Source organism: Psychrobium sp. 1_MG-2023, from assembly GCF_030689115.1.
In the GTDB taxonomy this organism is placed as follows: Bacteria; Pseudomonadota; Gammaproteobacteria; order Enterobacterales; family Psychrobiaceae; genus Psychrobium.
Map to the genome: position 1 here is coordinate 1 of NZ_JAUYVJ010000010.1, position 15,442 is coordinate 15,442.

23 protein-coding genes are annotated in these 15,442 nt (G+C 40.0%); 1 reads left to right on the forward strand and 22 read right to left on the reverse strand.

The features are described 5' to 3' along the window. Window positions 1–285 (forward strand): transposase (locus Q8W26_RS06885; RefSeq protein WP_305472869.1); only part of this gene is annotated, 285 nt, incomplete at its 5' end. A 39-nt stretch (window positions 286–324) separates the two neighbouring features. Here Q8W26_RS06885 and Q8W26_RS06890 read toward each other — a convergent pair. From Q8W26_RS06890 to rpoE, 22 genes are all read right to left on the reverse strand, one after another. Then, window positions 325–819, reverse strand: a complete 495-nt coding sequence (locus tag Q8W26_RS06890; RefSeq protein ID WP_101215984.1) for a hypothetical protein — start codon at window positions 817–819, stop codon at window positions 325–327. A 116-nt stretch (window positions 820–935) separates the two neighbouring features. Further along, window positions 936–1,334: a hypothetical protein gene (locus tag Q8W26_RS06895; protein WP_101215983.1), complete on the reverse strand. Its 399-nt coding sequence runs from the start codon at window positions 1,332–1,334 to the stop codon at window positions 936–938. A gap of 90 nt (window positions 1,335–1,424) precedes the next feature. After that, window positions 1,425–1,841, reverse strand: coding sequence for a ribonuclease E inhibitor RraB (locus tag Q8W26_RS06900; RefSeq protein ID WP_101215982.1), 417 nt, complete (start codon window positions 1,839–1,841; stop codon window positions 1,425–1,427). 119 nt (window positions 1,842–1,960) lie between these two features. After that, window positions 1,961–2,386: a hypothetical protein gene (locus Q8W26_RS06905; RefSeq protein ID WP_101215981.1), complete on the reverse strand. Its 426-nt coding sequence runs from the start codon at window positions 2,384–2,386 to the stop codon at window positions 1,961–1,963. A 116-nt stretch (window positions 2,387–2,502) separates the two neighbouring features. Then, a complete protein-coding gene (locus Q8W26_RS06910) occupies window positions 2,503–2,955 on the reverse strand; it encodes a hypothetical protein (RefSeq protein WP_305472873.1) in 453 nt (150 codons plus the stop codon). A gap of 101 nt (window positions 2,956–3,056) precedes the next feature. Beyond that, window positions 3,057–3,692 (reverse strand): DUF5677 domain-containing protein, encoded by a 636-nt coding sequence (locus tag Q8W26_RS06915; RefSeq protein ID WP_305472874.1) that lies wholly within the window; start codon window positions 3,690–3,692, stop codon window positions 3,057–3,059. Window positions 3,693–3,804: 112 nt separating this feature from the next. Continuing rightward, complete coding sequence (locus Q8W26_RS06920) at window positions 3,805–4,131, reverse strand: hypothetical protein (RefSeq protein ID WP_101215614.1); 327 nt, start codon at window positions 4,129–4,131, stop codon at window positions 3,805–3,807. A 6-nt stretch (window positions 4,132–4,137) separates the two neighbouring features. Beyond that, the gene (locus tag Q8W26_RS06925; protein ID WP_101215615.1) at window positions 4,138–4,341 is read right to left on the reverse strand and encodes a hypothetical protein; all 204 of its coding nucleotides are present in this window, start codon (window positions 4,339–4,341) and stop codon (window positions 4,138–4,140) included. Window positions 4,342–4,456: 115 nt separating this feature from the next. Further along, a complete protein-coding gene (locus Q8W26_RS06930; RefSeq protein WP_101215616.1) occupies window positions 4,457–4,804 on the reverse strand; it encodes a hypothetical protein in 348 nt (115 codons plus the stop codon). Between the two features lie 204 nt (window positions 4,805–5,008). Beyond that, entirely contained in the window at window positions 5,009–5,164 is a 156-nt protein-coding gene (locus Q8W26_RS06935) for a hypothetical protein (RefSeq protein WP_305472878.1), read from the reverse strand. 276 nt (window positions 5,165–5,440) lie between these two features. Further along, entirely contained in the window at window positions 5,441–5,893 is a 453-nt protein-coding gene (locus tag Q8W26_RS06940) for a hypothetical protein (protein ID WP_305472873.1), read from the reverse strand. A 408-nt stretch (window positions 5,894–6,301) separates the two neighbouring features. Continuing rightward, the gene (locus tag Q8W26_RS06945; RefSeq protein WP_101214721.1) at window positions 6,302–6,739 is read right to left on the reverse strand and encodes a hypothetical protein; all 438 of its coding nucleotides are present in this window, start codon (window positions 6,737–6,739) and stop codon (window positions 6,302–6,304) included. A gap of 39 nt (window positions 6,740–6,778) precedes the next feature. Beyond that, window positions 6,779–7,516, reverse strand: a complete 738-nt coding sequence (gene pdxJ, locus Q8W26_RS06950; protein WP_101214722.1) for a pyridoxine 5'-phosphate synthase — start codon at window positions 7,514–7,516, stop codon at window positions 6,779–6,781. A 12-nt stretch (window positions 7,517–7,528) separates the two neighbouring features. Next, window positions 7,529–8,236, reverse strand: a complete 708-nt coding sequence (recO, locus tag Q8W26_RS06955; protein WP_101214723.1) for a DNA repair protein RecO — start codon at window positions 8,234–8,236, stop codon at window positions 7,529–7,531. Between the two features lie 11 nt (window positions 8,237–8,247). Next, window positions 8,248–9,162 (reverse strand): GTPase Era, encoded by a 915-nt coding sequence (era, locus tag Q8W26_RS06960; protein WP_101214724.1) that lies wholly within the window; start codon window positions 9,160–9,162, stop codon window positions 8,248–8,250. Then, window positions 9,146–9,832: a ribonuclease III gene (gene rnc, locus Q8W26_RS06965; RefSeq protein WP_101214725.1), complete on the reverse strand. Its 687-nt coding sequence runs from the start codon at window positions 9,830–9,832 to the stop codon at window positions 9,146–9,148. Before rnc ends, era begins: the two co-directional genes overlap by 17 nt. 5 nt (window positions 9,833–9,837) lie before the next feature. Then, on the reverse strand, window positions 9,838–10,755 hold the full coding sequence (lepB, locus tag Q8W26_RS06970; RefSeq protein ID WP_101214726.1) for a signal peptidase I: 918 nt from the start codon (window positions 10,753–10,755) through the stop codon (window positions 9,838–9,840). 3 nt (window positions 10,756–10,758) lie between these two features. Continuing rightward, on the reverse strand, window positions 10,759–12,549 hold the full coding sequence (gene lepA / locus Q8W26_RS06975; RefSeq protein ID WP_101214727.1) for a translation elongation factor 4: 1,791 nt from the start codon (window positions 12,547–12,549) through the stop codon (window positions 10,759–10,761). Between the two features lie 118 nt (window positions 12,550–12,667). Continuing rightward, a complete protein-coding gene (locus tag Q8W26_RS06980) occupies window positions 12,668–13,120 on the reverse strand; it encodes a SoxR reducing system RseC family protein (protein WP_101214728.1) in 453 nt (150 codons plus the stop codon). 46 nt (window positions 13,121–13,166) lie between these two features. Continuing rightward, the gene (locus Q8W26_RS06985) at window positions 13,167–14,099 is read right to left on the reverse strand and encodes a MucB/RseB C-terminal domain-containing protein (RefSeq protein WP_101214729.1); all 933 of its coding nucleotides are present in this window, start codon (window positions 14,097–14,099) and stop codon (window positions 13,167–13,169) included. A 13-nt stretch (window positions 14,100–14,112) separates the two neighbouring features. After that, window positions 14,113–14,727 carry a sigma-E factor negative regulatory protein gene (locus Q8W26_RS06990; protein ID WP_305472887.1) on the reverse strand — a complete coding sequence of 205 codons (615 nt, stop codon included), beginning with the start codon at window positions 14,725–14,727 and terminating at the stop codon, window positions 14,113–14,115. A 12-nt stretch (window positions 14,728–14,739) separates the two neighbouring features. Beyond that, complete coding sequence (gene rpoE / locus Q8W26_RS06995) at window positions 14,740–15,318, reverse strand: RNA polymerase sigma factor RpoE (protein ID WP_101214731.1); 579 nt, start codon at window positions 15,316–15,318, stop codon at window positions 14,740–14,742. Between the last annotated feature and the right edge of the window lie 124 nt (window positions 15,319–15,442).

Genomic DNA, 15,442 nt, shown 5'->3' on the forward strand with positions numbered 1-15,442 from the left:
AAACAAGCCAGTGCATTAATCGGTGTTGCCCCCATGAATCGAGAAAGTGGCCGTTATAAAGGCCATCGGAAAATACAAGGTGGTCGCCCTCAAGTACGAACGGTTCTCTACATGGCGATGATGTCTGCGATACAGTCCAATCCTGTATTTAAAGAAACATATCAACGATTATTGGCGGCAGGAAAACCTAAAAAAGTAGCAATTATTGCCTGTATTAGAAAGATGATTGTGATCTTGAATTCAATGCTAAGAGATGGAGTGATGTGGGAAGCGCCAAAAGTATGAAATTAACTATTGACGCCATAGTCTCTTGTTAGGCAAAACCTACAACTGAACTGAAACCTGCCAAGTAGATGATTTAGCCCTGTTAATAATTTCAGATACAGTAGTCATTAATATTTCAGATGTTTTCTTATTATATAAGGCAACCTGATGCCTATTTCCTAATGCTTCTGCAGCTTTGATTTCGTTCTCAGTTAAGGCAAAGAAAAAGCCAGTAAAATCTTCTTTAACACGGTCTTGATTAGCCGACTTAATTTCAATGAAGACTATTTTCGAAAGCGAACCTTTAATAGATTCAAGGTCATTAAAATCTACAGTAACTCCTTTCGGAATTGACAACGCATCGAAACTCGAACGTTTAATCGAAATACCAGTTTCCTCAAGTGCAGATAGCAAAAGCTTTAATTCATTTCCTTTGGGTCTAGGGATCCAATTGTCATTTGACTCAATGGTTACTAACTCACCATTTGAACCATTCTGATTGGCATACCTAGCTAAATGTTGCTTTTTAGAATTGATAACATCTATCGGGTTCAACTGAACATCCTTGTGTTGCCTAACGCCCCATTCAGGGGCTGATAATAGCTTGCTAAAATTGTGAAGCGAAGCGGAACCGAGCAAGCTGTTAGCAGTCCCGTTACTGTAATGGCTTGTTATGTGCCTTTATTTAATGCGTATATTGCCATTAATAATGTTTTTGAGTTAATAGCTTTTTCCAGTTTCTCGGTATCATCTAGACTAGAAGCTACAGAAATATAACCTTTAAAAATGACATTATCACCAACTTCGACGATCTCTTTACCTTGAGGTTTAATAAAGCTTGTTACCCATATATTTTTAATAGGTGGAGTTTTTAAGTCGAGTAAGTACAAGTTCTTATTGTTTACGACAATATGTTTTAAAACAGTACCACCTAAAGCGGTTGCTTCACCTTCATACTTTGCATTTAGTTCACCATTTTCAAATGGATTATCATTTGCTTCACTCGCATACTTGCCAGCTAAAGCTTGAATCGGGATTAAAAAAAATAGAATTGATAAATACTTGAGCATCGATTTCATCCTTGGCACATAACGCTCCCATAAGCCGAGAGCAATGCTGGCGCATTTGTTGCGCCTTTTATTTTTGCAACGAATGTGACCTTATTGCGAATCAGCCTTTATGGGCTTGTTATATTCGCTTTCGAAGCCCCAACCATCACTTTTCCCGCCATATTTTCTTGCTACTTCAGCAAATGTACTCTCAACATATGTGATGTTTTCATGTGTTGGTTCCATATGAACAGAAACGTATACATCAAAGCCTTTTGATACCTCGTTTGAGTAAATAGCAACTTTGAGGTTTTTATATGAATGGTCAACTTCATACGCCATTTTAACAGCTGAATCTTCATCCTTGAAAAGATGAAAAAAATCAATTTCATATTCTCGATTCAGCTTTACGCCTCGCTCATGCATACTTTGCAACACGTGGCCGTTTTCATCATTTGGGTACCGCATTTCTTTCCCTTGTGCAGTCAAAGATAGTAATAATAAAACAATTAAATATATTGGACGCATAACCTATCTTCCCTGCGAATATAACGCCCCAATAAGGGGCTAAAAATGGTTTGCTAAAATGTGCAGCGAAGCGAAACCGAGCAAACTGTTTTTAGTCCTGCTTGATTGGCTTGTTAGCACTACCTGACTGATGCTATTGCTTTTTCCCATAACTCATTGGCATTATGAACACGAGATAATACGTCTTCAATACCACCTCCTGAGCCATGAGCAATTTCCCATTTTGTAGCAACAGGACGAGTGCCAAATAAAGCTCCACCATCCGCGAGAGAATAACCATCTTTATTTGCTATCCCAAAAGAGTGCGAAAGGCTTGGATGATCTTTTACCCCATCTAGTGATGAAACAGGAATCATTGAAGCAAATAATGTATGACTACCGCCACACTCAGAGTGACCACATTTAAATGTAATTTTGAAATCCGGTTTCCAGTCACCAACAGCGACAGGATTAGTCCACCAATCCCACTCAGCTAAATCAAAGAACGCAGCCCAGATAGCTTCAAGTTGAGTTTTAAATTCTAACCCGTTATAAATATTTGCCATGTTCGATGTGCTCCTTAATTTGAAGTAGTGCTAACGCCCAATTAAGGGGTTGATAATTGTTGGCTAAAATGTGAAGCGAAGCGAAACTGAGCCAACTGTTAGCAGTCCCGCTTTAATTACTTGTTAGGTGTTTTATGCACCGATTCGAAAACAGCAGCTACTTTTTTGTATGATTCAGGGAAGTAACAATAACCTTTACTGTTAATATTTAATTTTTCCGATTTTATATACAGATTGAAACTAGGGCCATCACAAATTAAACCCGCTATGTTTTCAGGGTATTGTTTGTCCCAACCATTAACACCAAGTTTTAATAATTGCTCTATTATAGAGTTTGCTTGTTTTTTAGATAAAGTTAGAGAATAAACATCTGGTACATAAGGAATAACATCCATACCAGTTCCATCCATTTTGTAATGTTCATCAATATGGGTATATTTACCTGATTTTATGTATGTTTGGTGTTTATATAAACCTAAAAAACTACTCTCAGTATAATTAACTGTCAATTCTACAGATTGTACTGATATTGATATAAATATAAAAAGTCCGGATAACAACCTAAACATGAAAAACACCTAACGCCCTGTTAAGGGGCAAATTGTAGTTGGCTAAAATGTGAAGCGAAGCGGAACCAGCCAACTGTTATTTGTCCCGCTTGAACAGCTTGTTATGAGTTTTTATTAATACTGTCTAAAACTCTTTGTGGCTCTAATAAATCACTTTTAGGTAATTTAAAGAACTCGAAAGTATCCTTTAAAATTAAAGCCAAAAAATTAATAGCCTGATCAAAGAACATTAATAATTTCTCATCATCACTCAATGAACCTAAATAAACAGAGTTATCTTTTGAATGAAACTCTATCAATGCTGATAGGTTACCATGAGAGTGAAGAGAAAGTGCTTTGTAATAACCATTAAATAAGTCTTGTAAACCAGCCTTGTTAAATCGCTTTTTAACAGAGGAATATTCACCTTTATTTTTGTAATAATTTGATTTTTCTTTATCTGTTTCTTTATGGAGTTCATGAAGTTGCCAGTATAGAGAATCTGTCATTTCCTTGGTGTGTTCAGATTCTTTTATACATGCTAAAAAATCAGCGTATGACTCTAGTGCAGTGCGCAAAATTACAGGTACGCCTGATACTCTTTGATTATTTAAAAGAATAACAGCATCTAAGCACAGCTCACTTACCCTAGAAGCAAGAAACAAAACATATTTTTGTTGTACTGTTTCATATTTAATTTTAGGTAGTTTATCTTCTCTAATTTTGAGAAGTCCTACCCAATCTTCAACTGATGCCATATTCGGAGAAACTCATAACGCCTCATTAAGAGGCAAAAAATTGTTGGCTAAAATGTTGAACGGAGTGAAAACAGCCAACTGTTTTTTGTCCTTTTGAATGACTTGTTATAAGTTACTTTGCAACGATATGCTTGTATTTATATCGGGTGACGAAAACCATAAATAAGCCAACAACAAATAAAATTGCTCCCGGTGCTGCTTGAACAATATTTGATTCACTTCCAAGTATTTTTAAACTCCAATCCGTTGCTCCATTTACACCTTGAATAAACAGATAAATACCGCCAATTATTGAAGCTAAACCTAACACTAAACCAGCTAAAGAGTAGAGAAATTGATATTTAGCCAAAGTAGCCTGAGTTGTTGGATCAGTTGATTTATTAACTTGAGAACCATTAACTACAAAAGTACGATTATTTTTATTTGGATGGGTCGTCATTAATATTTACTCATTTTCAGATGGTTTACCTAATTCAGCCGATATTTTATCTAAAATAGGCTGTTCTGCTTTAAAAGATATTTTGCCATCTTGAAGAGTTATTTCTGTTTTTGCAAATTCATCACTAGAAAGGAAACTCTGTAATTTTTCTTTTGTTGTTGCAATGATACCTGCTGATAGGTCGAAATTTCCTGATTTTTTAATAGGCATACACCAATCCTTAGTTTGTAACTTATAACGCCTCGCTAAGAGGCAAATAATAGTTGGTTAAAATAAGCGACGAAGGAGCAAAAACCAACTGTTTTTTGTCCTTTTGAGCGCATTGTTATATGCCGCTTTCTTCACACTTCTCGATGAAAATATCGGACAACTCACCTTGCAAAGGTTTGCCCGAATCATCAGTAAGCTTAAGTTCTGATTTTAAATCTGAATAGCCACTACCATCAATAATTGAAAGTAAAGATGCAATTGAATCTTGAGAAACTTGCTTCATCAGCGAAACAATTAACTCACGTTCACCTTGATTACTTTTGTCATAGAAAGCTAACAGTTCTTTCCAGTACGGATCTGTTACCTCATTTCTAGGAACATTTTCCAGCATGTTTTTATAGAAAGTAACATTCTCATTTACTGTGCGAGCCAAGATTTCATCGACTAAATATTTAGGTTTCACAGGACTCCTTAAGGCATATAACGCCTCATTAAGCGGAGCAGCTTGTCTGCTTCCGACTTTAATGACTTGTTAGGTGATAATTTAAGTGAGCGCCAAAACTTAGAAAGTAAAAGACGCTTCTTATTTAAAATTTATTTTTATCTATTTAACGCATAGCTACGTACAAAGGTGTCTTGTTTTATCAAGACAAAGGTATTTCAACTGCTAGGCAGATTTCTTGCTCCATGCTTTCTTTAGACTTGCAATACCAATGCAGATATTACGGAAGTCTTCTGAACTCATATTAGAAATGTAGTCAGTCAGAATATCAAAGTTGATCGTGATTTGTAGTGTCAGATCAACAAGAATATCTAAACTCATATAAGTTTCCTCTTATGATGAGCAGCTTTTTACACCTTTATTACCGCGGGTGTGTGGTCAGAAGTATATTGAGTGCTTGCCCTCCTTATCCTTGGTGGCTGAGATGAAAGTAACTGCGTGAACAGTTACACATTGAAGGGTTAAGTTCTTAGTGTGCAAATTGGTTAAATATGTAAATTAGGTTTATCACCTAACGCCCAATTAAGGGGTTGATAATTGTTGGCTAAAATGTGAAGCGAAGCGAAACTGAGCCAACTGTTAGCAGTCCCGCTTTAATTACTTGTTAGGTGTTTTATGCACCGATTCGAAAACAGCAGCTACTTTTTTGTATGATTCAGGGAAGTAACAATAACCTTTACTGTTAATATTTAATTTTTCCGATTTTATATACAGATTGAAACTAGGGCCATCACAAATTAAACCCGCTATGTTTTCAGGGTATTGTTTGTCCCAACCATTAACACCAAGTTTTAATAATTGCTCTATTATAGAGTTTGCTTGTTTTTTAGATAAAGTTAGAGAATAAACATCTGGTACATAAGGAATAACATCCATACCAGTTCCATCCATTTTGTAATGTTCATCAATATGGGTATATTTACCTGATTTTATGTATGTTTGGTGTTTATATAAACCTAAAAAACTACTCTCAGTATAATTAACTGTCAATTCTACAGATTGTACTGATATTGATATAAATATAAAAAGTCCGGATAACAACCTAAACATGAAAAACACCTAACAGTATATTAATCGGAATTCTTATTAAACCCGACTAAAAGTTGTTTATTAAAGAAGCCAATTTAAAACACAACCTCTAATTAATCAATAAATTGCGATATAAACATTTATCTATTCTCTCTTTTCACGCTGCGGAGAAATTGCCTTGGCTGTAAAAAGAGCGATTTTAACAGACTGGGCGATAAAAGATTAATAACGAGATCAACCAGCTACTAGCCGTTCTCTGTTTTTACACGCTGAAAAAAGATAGAATGAGCAAGCAAAATTTATTAGTTTTTTTGGGGGTTTCATTATAACTGTATAAACAGAGTTAATAGAGGAGGCTGAATAGCGAGAGCAACAGACTAAATCACACTGGCGTATGTATAAGTAATAAACAAAGTAAGAAGCACTCTCCTACTCCATCTCAAGCAACTTCAACAACTCAGCAGGGATTTCTAATACGCGTTGTTCGACAAGTTGCATTTCAGCGGGAGTGAGTTCAGCATAAGCTTTAGGGTAAGGCCAGCCATAGCCCCAACGAAACGGGGTATACCAATAGGGGTGACCGCCAACCCTAACGCCTGTGAGCATTAAGGATGCAATGTGAGGGTGCCCCGCTTTAGCAACACAGAGCAGCAGTTCGCGATCAGAGCGTTGCCGTTGCTTCGCAGTGCCGCCTTGCCAATAGTCAAAGTCGTGTTGAACACAACAGTGTAACCATTGCTCGCTACTGGCGAGTGTACCATCGGGAAAGAGGCTGCAACCATCGGTGGTAAAGGGGGCGAGTTTGGCTTGTTGTGCATTGCTGCTAAACGCAATTATCCACAATAAACTGACTAGCCCCCTGATCATAACTTCCTAACCACCCTTGTTCTTACCGTGCGTGTCTGATTAGCTCATTGCGCGCGCTTGAACCATTTGCGCTTTAATGTCGCGAACCGCTTGGTCTAAGCCAATCATTGAAGCACGTGCGATAATTGAATGGCCGATGTTTAATTCATAAATCTCTGGGATCGCGGCAATAGGTGCAACATTATGGTAATGCAAACCATGACCTGCATTAACCACTAAACCTCGGCTGTGTGCGTAAGCAGCCATGCTTTTAATACGCTCTAATTCTGCATTGCGCTCAGCATCTGTTTCAGCATCCGCGTAACAACCGGTGTGAAGCTCGATATAAGGTGCACCCACGTTAACTGCCGCATCGATTTGCTCTTTATCAGCATCAATAAACAATGACACTTTAATGCCTTTATTTTTTAATTGGGCAATGGCTTCAAGCATCGTATCTAGTTGACCTGCCACATCTAAGCCACCTTCAGTGGTTAGCTCTTCGCGTTTTTCTGGCACTAAACATACGTACTCAGGTTCAACTTCACAGGCAATCGCGATCATTTCATCGGTCACGGCCATTTCAAGATTCATGCGTGTTTGTAACGTTTTTGCTAATGCGTATACATCGCGATCTTGTATATGACGGCGGTCTTCGCGTAAATGAACGGTTATTCCGTCGGCTCCAGCAAGCTCTGCAATCGCAGCGGCGTGAACAGGGTCAGGGTAGTTCGTGCCACGTGCTTGTCTTAACGTTGCTATATGGTCGATATTGACGCCTAGGTAAATTGGGTTCACGTTACATTCCTCTTATTGACTTTTCTTACGAGAAAACAGGGCTCGGCTGTGCAATGGTTTACTGCCCAGTAATGGCGCGAGTGCCTGTCTTGTTAATTGTTTTGCTTGATGACGCGTTATCTTGTCACAAAAATGATTGTTTGCAATATTTAAAATAGTCTCGCCTTGATACGGACCATTAATTAATGCTTTAAGTCCCTGCTCTGGAATAAGGCGATAACCCATATCGACAACAATCGGATAGCCATCGATGTCGTGACTCAGGGAAAAGCCATGTCCTAGCTCAGCTAACAACGTCAGTTCAAATTGACGCAGCGCACTCTCAATGTCTTGTTGCTTTGATAACGCTAACAAGGTGGCATGATAGGTACTATAAATTTGCGGTTGACTCACTTCTTTAGCTAATAAACGTAAAACAAGCTCGTTGAGATACAGACCACTATAAAGAAAATCACGGCTCAGTGGCAAGGCTAATGTAGGAGAGTCGATACGGACTAAAGTTTTGAGGTCACCATGACCACGCCAAGACACTAATAATGGGCGAAATGGCTGCAGGGTGCTTTTATTGATATTGTTTTTGCGTTTAACACCTTTAGCCACAGCCGAGATTCGGCCATGACTTTCGGTGATTAGTTCTACGATGAGGCTCGTTTCACTAAAAGGTCTGGAATGAATTAAATAGGCTGCGCACAGCGGTGAAAGATCACTAGCTTTATGCATTAGCCCAAAGCTTACTCACCATAGCCTAAGCTATTAAGCGCGCGCTCATCATCAGCCCAACCAGACTTCACTTTAACCCACAGTTCAAGGAAGACTTTGTTCTCAAACATCTCTTCCATGTCTTTACGCGCTTCACGACCGATTTGCTTAAGCTTTTCACCTTTCTTACCGATGATCATGCGCTTTTGTCCTTCACGTTCCACTAAAATTAACGCGCTGACATTGAACACACCATTAGGCTGCATGGTAAAGGCTTCGATCTCTACCGTTACTGAGTATGGTATTTCGTCACCAGTGAAACGCATTAGCTTTTCACGGATGATTTCAGAGGCCATAAAGCGTTGTGAGCGATCAGTAATGTAATCTTCAGGGAAGAAGTGATCACTTGGAATTAGCGAGTCACGTGCAAGCTCGATTAACTTCGGGACACCGTCACCGTGTTTAGCAGAGATAGGCATAATATGATCAAAGTCATATTGCGTCCCAAGCCATTGCAGGTGTGGTAATAAGTCAGCGCGCATTTGCACGTTATCTTCTTTATTCACCACGGCAACCACTTTAGTGTTACCACAGCTTTTACGCAGTTTATTAAGGATCATTTCATCGTCGCCGGTCCACTGTGTCCCTTCGACTAAGAAAAATACCATTTCAACATTACCTAATGAACTGGCCGCAGCACGGTTCATTAAACGGTTAATCGCGCGCTTTTCTTCACTGTGTAAACCCGGCGTATCAACATAAATTGTTTGATGCGTCCCTTCGGTATCGATCCCCATCACGCGGTGACGAGTTGTTTGCGGCTTACGCGAGGTAATACTAATCTTCTGCCCTAATATTTTATTTAATAGGGTTGATTTACCGACGTTTGGTCGGCCAACAATGGCAACAAAACCACAATAGGTTTGCTCATCATTTGTTTGCTGCATGGATTGCCTCTAATGCTTTTTTCGCCGCGTCTTGTTCTGCTTTACGACGAGAAGTACCCACACCCTGTGTCGCGTGCTCTGCACCTTCAACAACACATGACATGGTAAATTTTTGGTTGTGTGCTTGGCCTGTCACTTCAATCACTTCATAGGTTGGTAATGGCAAGCGTCGGCCTTGTAACCACTCTTGTAACTGAGTTTTAGGATCTTTCTGACTAACCCCTGGCTCAATAGTATTTAAGCGCGGCTGATACCAGTTAAGAACCAATGTCTTACACGTTGCCATATCACTATCAAGGAATACGGCGGCAATGATGGCTTCAACGGCATCGGCTAAAATAGACTCGCGTCTAAAGCCACCACTTTTAAGCTCACCAGGGCCTAAACGTAGGTAGTCACCCAATTCAAAATCACGTGCGATTTCTGCTAATGTTTGACCGCGCACTAAAGTCGCACGCATGCGGCTTAAGTCACCTTCAGACACTTTTGGAAACTGCTCATACAAGGCTTCGGCAATAAACATGCCCAGTAAAGAATCGCCTAAAAACTCCAAACGCTCATTATGCTCCCCCCCCATACTACGGTGGGTTAACGCTTGCAGAAAAAAGTCTCTATTTTTAAAACTGTACTGAATTTTTCGTTCTAATTTGTCGTACGGAATATTTCTCATTATTATTATCCGATTTTACCTATTCGGTCAGTTCTAATACCAGAAGGAACCCAAGTAGGTAACCAGTCATTTTCACTGCGGTTAAATTCAAAACTGGTCCAGATAAATACTGCTTTACCAACCATGTTTTGCTCAGGGACAAAGCCCCAGAAACGACTATCTAAGCTATTATCGCGATTGTCGCCCATTACAAAATATTGACCTTGAGGAACGATCCATTCCCCTTGGCGTGCACCTGTTTGATTAAAATATTCAGGGCGTCCAGCAAACGCTGGGTTAAATAATATTTGATGATTTACACCTAATAAGTTTTCATGCGCTTCTGTTAGCGGATACGAGTCTTGAATAAAGTCGCCTTGGGAGACAATATCGATACTCACTTCCTCAAACTTATCGCATGGTGTTAACTCGACATTGTTATCAGCGGCACAAGCACGCTTGATATAAAGTCGCTTATTACGGTATAGCACGGTATCTCCGGGTAAACCAATAACACGCTTTATATAATCAACTGTAGGCTGCGGTGGGTATTTAAACACCACCGAGTCACCACGTTGTGGCGCTCCCGTTTCAATGACTTTATTACGCAATACAGGTAACTTAACCCCATATGCATACTTCTCAACTAAGATAAAGTCGCCAACTAACAGCGTAGGCATCATCGAGCCAGAAGGGATTTGAAACGGTTCATAGAAAAATGAACGCAATACTAAGACAAAGCCAATCACAGGAAAAACACCGCGACAGTTTTCAACTAGCGCTGATTCTTGTAATACTTTATCTTTAGCATCTTGCTCAATCGTATCAGCTAATCCCGCAACAACCGCGCGACGTTTAGGCAAAAAGACAAAATGGTCAATCGCCCAAACAATACCTGTACCCAATGTTGCTATGACTAATAGAAGCTCAAAATAGCCCGCCATCAATTACTCTCCAACTTTTAATACCGCTAAGAACGCTTCTTGTGGTAATTCAACATTACCAACAGACTTCATACGTTTCTTACCTGCTTTTTGTTTTTGTAATAGCTTTTTCTTACGGCTCACATCACCACCATAACATTTAGCGGTTACGTCTTTACGTAATGCTTTAATGTTAGTACGCGCTATGATTTGGCTACCAATCGCTGACTGAACAGCGATATCGAACATTTGACGTGGGATAAGCTCTTTCATTTTTTCTACAACCGCACGGCCACGGAACTGAGCGTTATCACGGTGAGTGATCATAGCTAAAGCATCAACGCGCTCGCCGTTTACTAGCATATCAACACGTACCATGTTCGATTCTTGGAAATGCTTGAAGTTGTAATCAAGTGATGCATAACCGCGTGATGTAGATTTCAACCGATCGAAGAAATCAAGGACAACTTCCGCCATCGGTAGTTCGTAGGTCACTGCCACTTGCTTGCCGTGATAAACCAAGTTGGTTTGAACACCACGCTTTTCAATACATAGGGTAATGACCGAGCCTAAATATTCTTGCGGTACTAGGATATTTGCTTCAACGATAGGCTCGCGAATTTCAGCAATATTTTGTACTGGCGGTAAGTCAGATGGGTTATCAACGTTTAACGTTTCACCAGCGGTTGTGACTACTTCGTAGTTTACCGTTGGTGCGGTCGTGATGAGGTCTAAATTATATTCACGCTCTAAACGCTCTTGAATGATTTCCATGTGTAACATACCAAGGAAACCAATACGGAAACCAAAACCTAATGCGCTTGATGTTTCTGGCTCATAATGAAGCGATGCGTCATTTAAGCTTAACTTGCTTAGTGCGTCACGGAAGTTTTCGTAATCATCAGAGCTGATTGGGAATAGACCAGCATAAACTTGTGGTTTCACACGCTTAAAGCCCGGTAACGGTGCTTCAGCAGAGTTACGTGCTAAAGTCAGCGTATCACCAACAGGTGCACCGTGAATCTCTTTGATGCCGGCAATGATGTAACCTACTTCGCCCGCTTTTAATGAACCCGTCTCAGTTTGTTTTGGCGTGAAAATACCGACTTTATCGATGATATGTGTATCACCTGTCGACATTACTTTCATTTTGTCGCCAACTTTAACTTGACCGTGTTTGATACGTACCAAGCTCACAACGCCTTGGTAGTTATCAAACCAAGAATCAATAATAAGGGCTTGTAGCGGACCGTCCATTTCACCTTCAGGTGAAGGAACTTTAGACACGATGTCCTCTAAAACATCTTCAATGCCTAAACCAGTTTTAGCAGAACAACGCACCGCTTCAACAGCATCGATACCCACAAGGTCTTCAATTTCTTCAGAAGCAGAGTCTGGGTCAGCCGATGGTAAATCGATTTTATTTAAGACAGGGACAACTTCCAAGTCCATTTCAATCGCAGTGTAACAGTTCGCCAGTGTTTGCGCTTCTACACCTTGAGCAGCATCGACAACCAACAATGCCCCTTCACAGGCGGCAAGAGAACGAGAAACTTCATAAGTAAAATCAACGTGCCCAGGCGTATCGATGAAATTTAACTGATATGTTTCACCATCGCGGGCTTTGTAGTCTAAGGTAACACTTTGAGATTTGATGGTGATACCACGCTCACGCTCGATATCCATGTTATCAAGTACTTGTGCTTCCATTTCGCGGTCAGATAAACCACCACAGAATTGGATTAAACGGTCAGACAGAGTAGATTTGCCGTGGTCAATATGGGCAATGATTGAGAAATTACGTATATGCTTCATTAAAGAATAGCCAACCTAAAAAAGTAAAAGACACAAAAATTTCGCCAATTCTACCGTAAATAAGCACCTGTGCCAAAGTTAATCGACCTAAGCGTGAAAAAGCTCACTAACAAAAATCCTATTTAGGGCAAGAAACCACAGATATTATTTCAATGTGTGGCTGCTGTCGGTCCATTACTTGTAAATAGTGCCGTGCAGCGCGGTGGCCACAATAGCCACCAATGCCGGCAAGAATAATAGCGATCCATTGTGGCCAGCCTGCTTGCTCAACTAATAAGCTTTGCGCGGATAAACCCACAATGAATAAGAAAAATAAAGGAAAGAAATAAGTGATTGCAGCAATTTTTAGGACATCCCCTTCAACCGTAGCAATAGTGACCCACTGCCCCGGTTGTAAGATCATCAGGGTATTAATACGTAGTTTCTGCGTTTTACCACTAAATGCTTTAGCAACCGTGCCGACACCACAAGACTCTTGGTTAGAGCAACCACTACAACTTGAATTTACTGCAACTTCAACTTCAACTTGCTGTCCGTTAACGCTGGTCACCAACGCTTGCTGCTCTAACATGGTTCTAATTCTCGCTTCGAGTCGAAAACTCGATTATTTGATACGCTTACGGTTTAAGTATAACAGCTCGCGCGATCTTATTCGCGGTTTCATAAGGAATACGTCCAACGACCGTCACTTCACGATCACCTAAGTGTTGATTAGCCATTACGATGCCGCTTTTAGTAAACACTTTTTCGGGCAAGCTAATCTCACCTCGTTTAGCAACATAAACTGATATTTGTGATAAGCCATCACTTAACATTAAATATTCAACAGGTTGGGATGTATTAATCAAACGGTGATTATCAACAGCTTTAATATCAAAACCACTTGGCAACCAACTGAACCCCCAACGAGTTTGCTGTTGTTGTGAAGTTGCAATACTAAAATCGGGCAGCTTAGTATGCTTAAGCTTCATCAGGTTATCGCTTGGTTCACTGGTAATATGTAAACCAACAGCTTGCACTTGCTCAAGCAAGTTATTATTGAGATCAAATAGGTCATATCGTAGCAGTAACGATGTTTCCATATCGAGCCACAATATGTAGTTAAAACGGTGTTTATCTTTAGACTTTAAGCGAATTAGTTGGCTAATTCGCCCTGCGACCCGACCTTTTCCTACTTTGGTGATAGTGTAGTTGCGTTCGATATGTTCAATCTTATTAACAAATATTGCAGGCGATGCGCCGATGATATGAGAAGATTTAACACTATAAGGTTTAATGTCAGGTTCAACATAAGTCACTGTATCGGCAACTCGATAACTATAACTCACTGGGCCACTGAGCGAAGCAACATAAACCACTTGTTCACCATCAATGACGCCATGTTCAAAGGCATAACTTTGAACATGGTTTCGTTCTAGGTGGATCATTGGTAACTTAAAATTGAGCTGCTTATATGCAGCGCTCATGTTATGAAGCCAATCTAGCGGTGCCTTTTCTGTCGCATTCGCTGAAAAAACAAAAAGCAGGGTACTAAGTAACCAATAACGCATTAACCAAACCTACCTATTGTTTTTTATCCGATGGCTCTTTTTCTGACTCTACTTCTTGCGTTTGAGACTTTAAGCGCTGTTGTAGCATGTGATCTTTAACAAAAGCATTCATACGATGTTGCTGCTGTGCACGTTGCTCTTCTTGTTCAATCTTTTTCTGTAAATCGTTGGTTGTTGGTGCTTGAAAGCTTACTGGTGAAGCATAACCACCCGTCGGGATAGTTTGAAGCACAGGGATATCTTTAGACTGTGTCTCTTCATGGTTAAACTGTTGTACACCGATAACCATCGCGGCAGCGACAGAAGCTGCAATACCATATTGCCCTAACTTACCAAAGAACGGAATCACTTCAGCACGAGGCTTTTTCGACACCTCTTCGTTTACAGTGGTTTCTTGCGTTGCTTGAGGTGCAATGACCGTAGGCTCTAATTCAATGGCCGCAGCCACTTTATCAGCGAAATCTAGTTCAAAGGCGGGTGATAATTCATCACGAATCGCATCACCAATTAGATGATAACGTTCAAAATCACCTTGTAAGGCCTCATCACTAGCCAGTTGGTCTAGCAACTCTTTTGATAACTCTTCACCATCTATAAATGAGGATACTGTTTGTCTGTTGTCTGACACTATATACACCTTCTACCGTTGCATTAAGGGGTCGATTTGCTTATCTAAAGCTTCTCGCGCCCTAAAAATCCGCGAACGAACAGTCCCAACAGGACATTCCATTACATTTGCGATATCTTCATAACTCATGCCTTCCAATTCACGTAAGGTAATCGCTGTACGTAAATCTTCAGGTAATTTTTCTAATGTAGAAACTACTACATCTCTTATCTCGTCTGTTAGTAACAGGCGTTCTGGTGAAGCACTCTCTCGTAATTCATCACCGTCATCAAAGTACTCACCATCACTGATATCAATATCAGAGCTTGATGGCCGCCTCTTTTGTGCGACTAAATAGTTCTTCGCTGTATTTACCGCGATGCGGTATAACCAAGTATAAAATGCACTATCACCACGAAAGTTCGGTAATGCGCGGTAGGCCTTGATAAAAGCCTCTTGGGCAACATCAGGAACATCTCCCTGATTTTTAACAAAACGACTAACTAAGTTTAGTACCTTGTGTTGGTATTTTCTAACCAACAAATCGAACGCAGCTTTATTCCCCTGCTGTACTAACTCAACCAACTGTTGATCTGTTTTTGGTTCGCTCATTCAAGCAATATCTCCATCTCTGTATTTCACTGCATGCTCGAAGTAAACGCACAATAATAGACTGGCGTGTTTAGATAAAGTTCAGTAAATGTAATTTTTTTTTACATTTTATTCTTATTGACTA

Excerpts from the sequence above, each read along its gene's own strand:
- Q8W26_RS06895 (WP_101215983.1), bottom strand. The coding sequence starts at position 1,334 with ATGCTCAAGTATTTATCAATTCTATTTTTTTTAATCCCGATTCAAGCT.
- Q8W26_RS06900 (WP_101215982.1), bottom strand. The coding sequence starts at position 1,841 with ATGCGTCCAATATATTTAATTGTTTTATTATTACTATCTTTGACTGCA.
- Q8W26_RS06905 (WP_101215981.1), bottom strand. The coding sequence starts at position 2,386 with ATGGCAAATATTTATAACGGGTTAGAATTTAAAACTCAACTTGAAGCT.
- Q8W26_RS06910 (WP_305472873.1), bottom strand. The coding sequence starts at position 2,955 with ATGTTTAGGTTGTTATCCGGACTTTTTATATTTATATCAATATCAGTA.
- Q8W26_RS06915 (WP_305472874.1), bottom strand. The coding sequence starts at position 3,692 with ATGGCATCAGTTGAAGATTGGGTAGGACTTCTCAAAATTAGAGAAGAT.
- Q8W26_RS06920 (WP_101215614.1), bottom strand. The coding sequence starts at position 4,131 with ATGACGACCCATCCAAATAAAAATAATCGTACTTTTGTAGTTAATGGT.
- Q8W26_RS06925 (WP_101215615.1), bottom strand. The coding sequence starts at position 4,341 with ATGCCTATTAAAAAATCAGGAAATTTCGACCTATCAGCAGGTATCATT.
- Q8W26_RS06935 (WP_305472878.1), bottom strand. The coding sequence starts at position 5,164 with ATGAGTTTAGATATTCTTGTTGATCTGACACTACAAATCACGATCAAC.
- Q8W26_RS06940 (WP_305472873.1), bottom strand. The coding sequence starts at position 5,893 with ATGTTTAGGTTGTTATCCGGACTTTTTATATTTATATCAATATCAGTA.
- Q8W26_RS06945 (WP_101214721.1), bottom strand. The coding sequence starts at position 6,739 with ATGATCAGGGGGCTAGTCAGTTTATTGTGGATAATTGCGTTTAGCAGC.
- recO (WP_101214723.1), bottom strand. The coding sequence starts at position 8,236 with ATGCATAAAGCTAGTGATCTTTCACCGCTGTGCGCAGCCTATTTAATT.
- era (WP_101214724.1), bottom strand. The coding sequence starts at position 9,162 with ATGCAGCAAACAAATGATGAGCAAACCTATTGTGGTTTTGTTGCCATT.
- rnc (WP_101214725.1), bottom strand. The coding sequence starts at position 9,832 with ATGAGAAATATTCCGTACGACAAATTAGAACGAAAAATTCAGTACAGT.
- lepB (WP_101214726.1), bottom strand. The coding sequence starts at position 10,755 with ATGGCGGGCTATTTTGAGCTTCTATTAGTCATAGCAACATTGGGTACA.
- lepA (WP_101214727.1), bottom strand. The coding sequence starts at position 12,549 with ATGAAGCATATACGTAATTTCTCAATCATTGCCCATATTGACCACGGC.
- Q8W26_RS06980 (WP_101214728.1), bottom strand. The coding sequence starts at position 13,120 with ATGTTAGAGCAGCAAGCGTTGGTGACCAGCGTTAACGGACAGCAAGTT.
- Q8W26_RS06985 (WP_101214729.1), bottom strand. The coding sequence starts at position 14,099 with ATGCGTTATTGGTTACTTAGTACCCTGCTTTTTGTTTTTTCAGCGAAT.
- rpoE (WP_101214731.1), bottom strand. The coding sequence starts at position 15,318 with ATGAGCGAACCAAAAACAGATCAACAGTTGGTTGAGTTAGTACAGCAG.